General features: G+C 63.7%; 1 pseudogene. It reads right to left on the bottom strand.

From position 1 onward, the window contains the following. Positions 1-1,618: pseudogene (locus ACIQVE_RS14815) on the bottom strand (glycine dehydrogenase (aminomethyl-transferring)); the annotation flags it as partial.

The raw sequence follows: 1,618 nt of genomic DNA, 5'->3' as shown, positions 1-1,618 counted from the left end.
CCGCAGATTTCGCGGATGCCTTCTTCGAACACGCCATGGGTCGACGGGTAAGTGATCATCAGCGCCGCGAGGTGATCGCGGTGCTCGATGGCTTTGGCGCGCAGGTCTTCGATGTCGACGTTGCCACGGGCATCGCACGCGGTCACAACGACGCGCATGCCGGCCATGTTGGCGGTGGCCGGGTTGGTGCCGTGGGCGGACGACGGAATCAGGCAGATGTCGCGACGGTCATCGCCGCGGCTCTGGTGATACGCGCGAATCGCCAGCAGACCTGCGTATTCACCTTGCGAACCGGCGTTTGGTTGCAGCGAGATCGAGTCATAACCGGTGGCGGCGCAGAGCATCGCTTCCAGTTCATCGGTCAGTTGCTGATAACCGGCGCTTTGTGCGGCCGGAGCGAACGGGTGCAGGGCGCCGAACTCGGCCCAGGTCACCGGGATCATTTCGCTGGCGGCGTTGAGTTTCATGGTGCACGAGCCCAGCGGGATCATGGTGCGATCCAGTGCCAGGTCCTTGTCCGCCAGTTTGCGCAGGTAGCGCATCAGCTCGGTTTCCGAGTGATAACGGTTGAACACCGGGTGGCTGAGGATCGGCGACTGGCGTACCAGCGCAGCCGGAATGGTGCTCTGCACGGTGGCGGCGAGGGCGGCGAAGTCCGGCAGAGTCTTGCCGTCGGCGAAGACGCTCCACAGGGTTTCGATGTCAGCCTGAGCGGTGGTTTCGTCAACCGACAGACCCAGACGTTGGGCATCAATGACGCGCAGGTTGATCTGCTGGGCGTGAGCCTTCTCGTGCAGCGCGGCGGTTTGCGCGCCGGTGGCCACAGTCAGGGTGTCGAAGAAGCTTTCCTGCTCGACCGTAAGACCCAGCGCAGTCAGGCCCTTGGCCAGAATCGCGGTCAGGTGATGGATGCGGTTGGCGATCTGCGTCAGGCCTTTCGGGCCGTGATACACGGCGTACATGCTGGCGATGTTGGCCAGCAGTACTTGCGCGGTGCAGATGTTCGACGTGGCCTTCTCGCGACGGATGTGTTGCTCGCGGGTCTGCATCGCCAGACGCAGCGCTGGTTTGCCGAAACGGTCAACCGACACACCGACCAGACGGCCCGGCATGTCGCGCTTGAACGCATCCTTGGTGGAGAAGTAAGCCGCGTGCGGGCCACCGAAGCCCAGCGGCACGCCGAAGCGTTGTGCGGAACCGATGGCAACGTCAGCGCCGAACTCGCCCGGGGCGGTCAGCAGGGTCAGGGCCAACAGGTCGGCAGCCACGGCCACCAGCGCGTTGGCAGCGTGGAAGCGCTCGGTCAGTTCGCGGTAGTCGAACACATCACCGTTGCTGGCCGGGTATTGCAGCAGCGCGCCGAAGAACGGCGTCACGTCAGTCAGTTCACGCTCATCGGCCACAACCACTTCAATGCCCAACGGCTCGGCACGGGTGCGCAGCACGTCGAGGGTTTGCGGATGGCTGTGGATCGAGGCGAAAAATTGGTGGCTGCCTTTGTTCTTGCTCAGGCGTTTGCAGAAGGTCATCGCTTCGGCAGCGGCGGTGGCTTCATCGAGCAGGGAAGCGTTGGCGATCGGCAGGCCGGTAAGGTCGCTGATCAGGGTCTGGAAGTTCA

Source organism: Pseudomonas sp. NPDC098747, from assembly GCF_044760045.1.
Taxonomy (GTDB): domain Bacteria; phylum Pseudomonadota; class Gammaproteobacteria; order Pseudomonadales; family Pseudomonadaceae; genus Aquipseudomonas.
The sequence above is the reverse complement of the archived record's forward strand: the minus strand, read 5'-3'. Positions and strand labels throughout refer to the sequence as shown.